The organism is Vibrio sp. 2134-1 (assembly GCF_033339495.1).
In genome coordinates this window covers 1-7,244 of the sequence record NZ_JAWOUS010000049.1, presented here as the reverse complement: position 1 = coordinate 7,244, position 7,244 = coordinate 1, and the positions used below count along the sequence as shown (strand labels likewise).

Annotated in this window: 7 protein-coding genes; 5 read left to right on the top strand and 2 right to left on the bottom strand. The window is 45.8% G+C overall.

The window, feature by feature from the left end:
- Positions 1 to 223 precede the first annotated feature (223 nt).
- The 4 genes from R7R78_RS23440 to R7R78_RS23425 all read left to right on the top strand — a co-directional run bounded on the left by R7R78_RS23440 (position 224) and on the right by R7R78_RS23425 (position 4,749).
- A complete protein-coding gene (locus R7R78_RS23440) occupies positions 224 to 1,330 on the top strand; it encodes a putative 2-aminoethylphosphonate ABC transporter ATP-binding protein (protein WP_005432488.1) in 1,107 nt (368 codons plus the stop codon).
- Positions 1,331 to 1,338: 8 nt separating this feature from the next.
- On the top strand, positions 1,339 to 3,063 hold the full coding sequence (locus tag R7R78_RS23435; protein WP_213876808.1) for a putative 2-aminoethylphosphonate ABC transporter permease subunit: 1,725 nt from the start codon (positions 1,339 to 1,341) through the stop codon (positions 3,061 to 3,063).
- A 9-nt stretch (positions 3,064 to 3,072) separates the two neighbouring features.
- A complete protein-coding gene (gene phnR, locus R7R78_RS23430; protein WP_005442366.1) occupies positions 3,073 to 3,777 on the top strand; it encodes a phosphonate utilization transcriptional regulator PhnR in 705 nt (234 codons plus the stop codon).
- A gap of 66 nt (positions 3,778 to 3,843) precedes the next feature.
- Positions 3,844 to 4,749, top strand: coding sequence for an EamA family transporter (locus R7R78_RS23425; protein ID WP_047102800.1), 906 nt, complete (start codon positions 3,844 to 3,846; stop codon positions 4,747 to 4,749).
- Positions 4,750 to 4,817: 68 nt separating this feature from the next.
- Here R7R78_RS23425 and R7R78_RS23420 read toward each other — a convergent pair whose 3' ends face one another.
- Together R7R78_RS23420 and R7R78_RS23415 are read right to left on the bottom strand one after the other, a co-directional pair.
- Positions 4,818 to 5,369: an outer membrane beta-barrel protein gene (locus R7R78_RS23420; protein ID WP_005374044.1), complete on the bottom strand. Its 552-nt coding sequence runs from the start codon at positions 5,367 to 5,369 to the stop codon at positions 4,818 to 4,820.
- Positions 5,370 to 5,381: 12 nt separating this feature from the next.
- Positions 5,382 to 6,308 (bottom strand): VirK/YbjX family protein, encoded by a 927-nt coding sequence (locus R7R78_RS23415; RefSeq protein ID WP_005384371.1) that lies wholly within the window; start codon positions 6,306 to 6,308, stop codon positions 5,382 to 5,384.
- A gap of 412 nt (positions 6,309 to 6,720) precedes the next feature.
- Here R7R78_RS23415 and R7R78_RS23410 point away from each other — a divergent pair, with 412 nt between their 5' ends.
- Positions 6,721 to 7,080: a DUF3316 domain-containing protein gene (locus tag R7R78_RS23410; protein ID WP_017635096.1), complete on the top strand. Its 360-nt coding sequence runs from the start codon at positions 6,721 to 6,723 to the stop codon at positions 7,078 to 7,080.
- Positions 7,081 to 7,244 lie beyond the last annotated feature (164 nt).

Genomic DNA, 7,244 nt, shown 5'->3' with positions numbered 1-7,244 from the left:
CCCGAATATACGCATGCATCTAATCTATTCTCGCTAAACAAGTTGTAATAACTCGGGAGTCCATATACTGGAATGACGAACTTAAGAAAGTCGGGAATCTCTAATTACCACTTAAACAAACCTTATCTCCCTTCATCTATTTGTCATCTTCTGGCTATAAATTTGTCATTGGAACGTAACACTCCAAAATTAAAGTTGGTATATACCATTTGGAGCGTGTGCTATGTCAACTAACCAACATTACCTAAATATTGAAAATGTAGTGAAGCAATTCGGACAGTTCACTGCATTAAAGAAAATCTCGCTAGCGATTGAAAAGGGCGAGTTCGTTTGTTTTCTTGGCCCTTCTGGCTGCGGTAAAACCACTCTATTACGTGCCATTGCAGGTTTAGACTTGCCAACGTCTGGTGCGATTTTTCAAAACGGTCAAGAGACCACATTCCTACCACCAGAGAAGCGCGATTTCGGCATTGTATTCCAATCTTACGCGCTGTTTCCGAACCTTACCGTGCAAGAGAACATTGCGGTGGGTTTGAAGAACCAAGGCATGTCGACCAAAGAAGCGTTAGAGAAGGTGGATTACTGGCTAGAAACCATTGGTCTTCCAACCTCTGGCGAGAAATTCCCTAACCAACTTTCTGGTGGTCAACAGCAACGTGTTGCTTTGGCTCGTGCACTGGCGCTATCTCCGGGTCTACTGCTACTTGATGAGCCGCTGTCAGCGCTAGATGCAAAAGTACGTGTTCACTTACGTGACGAGATTTGTAAGCTGCAACGTAAGCTTGGCATTACCACTATCATGGTTACGCACGATCAGGATGAAGCGTTGTCGATGGCGGATCGTATCGTGGTAATGAACCATGGTGTGATAGAGCAAGTCGGCACACCTCAAGAGATCTACCAACAACCAGCCACGCGCTTTGTCGCTGAGTTTGTCGGTAGCATGAACTTTATTGAAACCTCAGTAGCAACGGACTCCCAAGTACGCATTGCAGAAACCCTAATGCCAGCGCCCAGCTTGACTAATCGTAAGATCCAACGCGGTGACCGCTTTGACCTTGCGGTGCGTCCTGAAAGCATCAAGTTCGTTGAAAACTACACCAACTCTTTACCTGTGCGAGTTACCGCAACCGAGTTTCTAGGGGCGTTTTTCCGCATTGATTGCGTATTGCAAAACGACAGCTCAACGAAAACCATCGTAGTGGATGTGCCTGTGGAAACGGTTCAAAAACTCAATATCAAGGCGGGCGATGTACGTTACATCCAGTTTGCTGAAGAAGGGCTGCATGGTTACGCCGTGCCCTCGGTTGATAAAGCGCTAGCAGCGTAGGTGTAAACATGGATGCGAAGACAATGACGATGAATAGCCTGACCACACAAGACAAAGCAAAATCCTTACTCGGACGTGTTAGCCGCGACAACCTTGTGTTGTTCGGTCTGCTCGCTAGTTTGTCGACCATGATGGTGCTGTTCATCTTAATGCCGCTTTGGGCAATGTTGACCAAGAGTGTGCAAAATGCCAATGGCGAATTCGTTGGTTTGGCAAACTTTGCGACGTACTTTTCTTCTTCAAGCTTGTGGGTGTCGGTGGGCAACACCTTCACTTTGGGCGTGATTGTGACCTCGGTAGTGGGTGTGCTTGCGTTCGGTTATGCCTACGCGCTGACTCGTTCATGCATGCCGTTTAAAGGTTTGTTCCAAATCCTAGGTACTGCGCCAATTCTTGCGCCTTCGTTACTGCCAGCGATCAGTTTGATTTTCCTTTTCGGTAATCAAGGCATTGCCAAAGAGATGCTGTTAGGAAACTCGATTTACGGCGTGATTGGTATCTCGATGGGTTTGATTTTCTGGACCTTCCCTCATGCATTGATGATTTTAACTACTTCGCTGCGCACTTCAGATGCTCGCTTGTATGAAGCAGCCCGCGCACTTAAAACTTCACCCATCAAAACCTTCTTTATGGTGACGTTACCTGCGGCGAAATACGGTTTGATCAGTACGCTTATCGTCGTCTTTACACTGGTTATCACGGACTTTGGTGTGCCGAAAGTGATTGGTGGCAGCTACAACGTTCTGGCGACTGACATCTTCAAGCAAGTCGTGGGACAGCAAAACTTTGCCATGGGTGCGGTGACTAGCATTATGTTGTTATTCCCTGCGGTAATGGCGTTTGGCGCAGACCGCTGGGTACAGAAAAAACAAAAGAGCTTATTCGACACTCGCTCGGTGCCATATCAGCCAGAACCCAACAAAGCGCGCGACAGCATTTGTTTGGTTTACTGCAGCATCATTTCTATCGCAGTGTTGGCGGTTTTGGGTATGGCGGTGTATGGCTCGTTAGTGACGTTCTGGCCTTGGAACAAAGCGTTGACGCTAAACAACTACAACTTTGCTGAAATGAGCACTTACGGTTGGAGCCCATTCTTCAACTCGCTAACGCTGGCAGGTTGGACAGCGGTTATTGGTACAGCCATCATCTTTGTCGGTGCTTACTGCATTGAGAAAGGGCGTGCGTTCGGTCCAATTCGTCAAGTGATGCAAATGCTCAGCGTGGTGCCAATGGCGGTTCCGGGTATGGTGCTTGGCTTGGGTTACATCTTTTACTTCAATGATGCGAACAATCCTTTGAACGTGCTTTATGGCACCATGGCATTCTTGGTGATTAATACGGTAGTGCATTACTACACGGTGGGTCACATGACAGCCCTGACAGCGCTAAAGCAGTTGCCATCGGAGATTGAAGCCACGGCAGCATCGGTGAAGCTTCCTCAATACAAGTTGTTCTTTAAAGTGACATTACCTGTGTGTTTACCTGCGATTTTGGACATTGCGACTTACTTGTTTGTTAATGCATTGACCACCACTTCTGCGGTAGTATTCCTTTACTCAACCGATACGATTCCGGCTTCGGTCTCGATTCTGAATATGGACGATGCAGGTCAAACTGGCGCTGCAGCAGCGATGGCGGTGATGATCATGATGGCTGCCGCAATTGCGAAGATTGTTCAGATGACTTTGGGTAAATTGTTAGAGAATCGCACACAAGCTTGGCGCAAAAGATAAGGACACTTCGTGCAATACGTAAAAATTAAAGATTCGATTGTTGAACAGATTGAAGCGGGCATGCTATCGCCGCGTCAAAAACTGCCAGCAGAGCGTAAGTTGGCGGAGTCGTTCGATACTACACGCGTCACTCTGCGTGAAGCTTTATCACTGCTAGAAGCGGAAGGTCGAATCTATCGCGAAGATCGCCGAGGTTGGTTTATCTCACCTGAGCCATTGCGTTACGACCCCACCCAAACGCTAAACTTCCCGAACATGGCGAAAGCGCAAAATCGTGTGCCAAAAACGGAGTTGGTTGCAGCAAAAGGGACGTTGGCAAACAAACAAGCCGCGCGCTTACTGGACTTGCAACCTTTCTCGGACGTGTATCGAGTCGACCGTGTGCGATACCTTGAAGACAGACCTGTGGTATTCGTAACAAACTACATTCGCCCAGAGCTGTTTCCGAACCTGTTGGATTACGATTTATCAAATTCACTGACGGACATTTACCGCGATCATTATGGCGTGACGTATCAAAAGATTCGCTACCGCATTTCAACCAGCACTTTATTGGGTGAAATGGCTCAGGCACTGCGTGCGACAGCCGGTACGCCCGCGATGGTAGTGGAGCGCATCAACTACAACCAGCACGGTGAGTTGATTGATTGCGATATCGAGTATTGGCGACACGATGCCATCAGCATTGAATCTCTGGCGGAACTCAATCGTTAAGTGGATTTTCTCATTATCTAAGGCTCCATCTCGGGGCCTTTATTTTATTCAGACAGGAACATTGAAATGGATTTGTTGGCGATTGGTCTCGTCGTTTTCTCTGCTGTTCTTCATGCGGGCTGGAATATCCTTGGCAAAAGCAACTCTGGGTCAGGGCTCGCGTTTACTATGGCGGCCAGCTTCTCTGCATGTTTCATTCTTACCCCTTATTTGATTTGGTATTTGGCAACCATTGGCTGGACATCATTACCGAGTGAGTTTTGGGGGTTGCTGTTCATTAGCGGCATTTCACAAATGGTTTATCTGGTTGGTTTGATTGTCGCTTATAAGCACGCTGATGTGGGGGTGGTTTATCCGATTGCTCGGGCACTGCCTGTGATGATGGTCGGCGCAATCAGTGTTGCATTGGGACATGAATTATCTAGTCAGCAGTGGCTTGGATTCTTACTAATTACTCTTGGTTGTATGCTGGTACCACTGACGAATTTTCGTCAGATGACATTGGGCTCTTATTTGAACGTTGGTGTGTTCTGGGCATTGATTGCCGCAATAGGCACAACGGGTTACTCGGTAGTCGATAAAGAAGCGCTGAGTTTACTCACAGGACAAGCATCAGAGATCTTGAATGATCAGTACAGTGCAATCTTCTACTTGGGCGTGCAGTTTTGGGCAATTGGTATTCCTGCCCTTGTGTGGTGCTTGGTTACGGACAAGCCAGATGAGATTAAGACAGCGTGGCAGATCCGCAAAACAGCCAGCATGGCAGGGGTAATGATGGCATCCACCTACGGCTTGGTGCTGTTTGCGATGACCATGACCGACAACGTGAGTTTGGTCGTAGCACTAAGGCAAATCAGCATTGTGTTTGGATTGTTTATGGGGATTTGGTTTCTGTCTGAGAAATGGTATCTCACCCGAGGGCTTGGCGTTACTTCTATCGTGGCGGGGATCATTCTCGCGCTTGCGTATTGACCTATATTCACGAAAAAAGGCAGCGAATGAGCCTCTCGCTGCCTTTTGTATTAACTTGTAAGCCTTGTTTAAAAACGCAGTTGCGCACCAAACATCACGCCGCTAGAGTCAAAATCGCTGTTTTTTGAGTACACATATTCTGCATTCAAACCAAAGTGTTTATAGCTCCAGCCGATACCGCCAGCCGCTTCACCTCCGACACTTGAGTGTTCGATGTTCTTGCTCTGACCGTTCACTTTATAAGTGTATTCGAGAGTGTAGAGAGTGACACCTGCCTTGCCGTACAGTTCGAAACCTGAACCCAGAGGATAGCTAGCATAGCCACTCAAGCGAGGTCCGGAGAAGCTCGTATCGGTGACTTCTGAAATCGGACTCACGAGTATCGAGCCGATACCGTCAAACGCGCCTTTATAACCTGCTTCAATACCAAAGTTATGTGTTGGCATGTAGCGGTAATATATTTCACCTAAGAACATGTCGCCTGATTCTTTGCTTGTCGGAGCATCGTAGTTCACATCGCCATAGCCAATGTTTGTACCTATGATGTGCTCACTGGTTTCTGCATTGGCTGACAAAGAAAAAGCCGACAACACTAAAGCAGTAATGAATGAATAACGCATGAACGCTTCTCCTTAGCTTTTAGCTTGCTCGCCTTTTAATATTTGTTCGAAAGTGATCTTGGTGTTGTCTAGCCATTCATAACGGCGACGATACATCGAACGCTTAGAGCGCGACATGCCTTCGATATCTCGACGGGGTGCATTTACATCAATTGAGTAAAAATGACGATTGTATTCGGTGCCGCCCAATTCTTGCCAGAGTGCATCGTAATCCGTTTTGATTCGCCCTTTGCTGTAGCGCTTAGCTGCGTAAGTATGGGACTGCGTTTTCACTGCTAGAATCGTGTTCACTTCCCAAATTTGTGCGAGCAAAGTGAGCAAGCTCACCATCAAGCTTTTTGGTCTCTGTCCGTAAAGCTTACGAGTTAGCTTTTTAATTTTCGCGTTGTTTTCTTCACTGCTTCGCGGTCCTTGTAAGCCGCCAATCATAATGCTGCGTCCAGATTCGATGTGACCGAGCGTAAAAGAGAGCGTGTAGAAGTTGCCATCTTCAGCGCTGTGCAGCACTAGGCTCATGTCGCCTTCTTTTTGATAACGTGCTTCGTATACTAATCTCACCGAGTACAGTATTTCGTCAATTTCAAAAGAGGCTAATGTTAGGCCTTTCGAGTCTGTGTAGATTTCTTCGATTGTTTGTTTAGAAAACAGTTCTGAAATCGTTTTATAGTGATCAACCACCAAGTTAGAACGATCGAACGCTGAGTTGTTTTTGATGATATACGGACGAAACGGTTTCTCTAAAAACCGATGCGTACGTGTACAAAGCAACTCTAACAATGACGATTCAATATTGTCTGAAAGGTGCTTAAATGCACGTTTATAATAAAGCGCACGTAAGATGAACTTAGCTCTGTAGGTCCAAATTGGCTTGTAGACATCAGCATAATCATCTGAGTAAATCGATTTGCTATGGTAAAAAATGGATTTGTTCGCGGTCATTTTCACTCCAGATTAACTTGTGCTCAATAGCGACAATTAAGAACCGACGGACGAGCAGCGAAGAACCCGAAAAGGAGGAATGCAAAGCACGACTGAAAAGAGGTGGTTTTTGCTGTGTCCGACGTTTGTGTAAGGTTTTGAACACTGTTCTTTTGCTGGAATTCTAAGAGAAAATTGACCTTAGGTATTGTATGGTTTGGTAAGGAAGTGTCAGGTTGAAACCCATTGTTCAAAAGAAAGAAAATGCGAATGTCGGCTGAATATGACGTTGAGTTGCTAAGTTAATGTGAAATAAGTTGAACGAAAATTGAACATTATTTGAAATTGTTTTGACGTGTTTTAGGTCTTTATACGTACCTTATAAGTATCGAGCCAATTTTGGCCCGATGTAAAGGTAAGTAAGGAGAGGTTTATGAAACGCTTAACAACTTTAGCAAGTACGATTGCTCTGATTGCTGCACCTTCTATGGCTCTTGCTGGTGGTTATCAGTGGACAAACGATACCGAAACTATCCATGGCGACGTAATGGATAGCAAACAAGCGGCTTATGAAATGGGCCGAGATATGATCCAAAGCTACCAAAATAAATCATCTGGACAACTCCGTGATGAGTTTACGAGCCTTACAACGTATGTTGATCGCCAATCGTTTTCTATCACTGACTCAAAAGTCATGGTAAATGAGTTCTTGCAAAGTGACGGGCAAGTTGTTTACCAGCCTATTCTCAATGTTCAATACGAGTACCGCATGCGTGAACCTGGTAATCGTTAATTAATTTATTCGCTAGCATTTATAACTCTATTGCCTATTTAATCCTTGTTGTGAATTCGTTTTATTATTTTTGGGGAGCATTTGCTCCCCTTTTTATTTTCAGCCCTAAACCACCTACTTCAGTAGGTGGTTATCATCCGTTTCGGCTTTGCCTGTAAAACTAC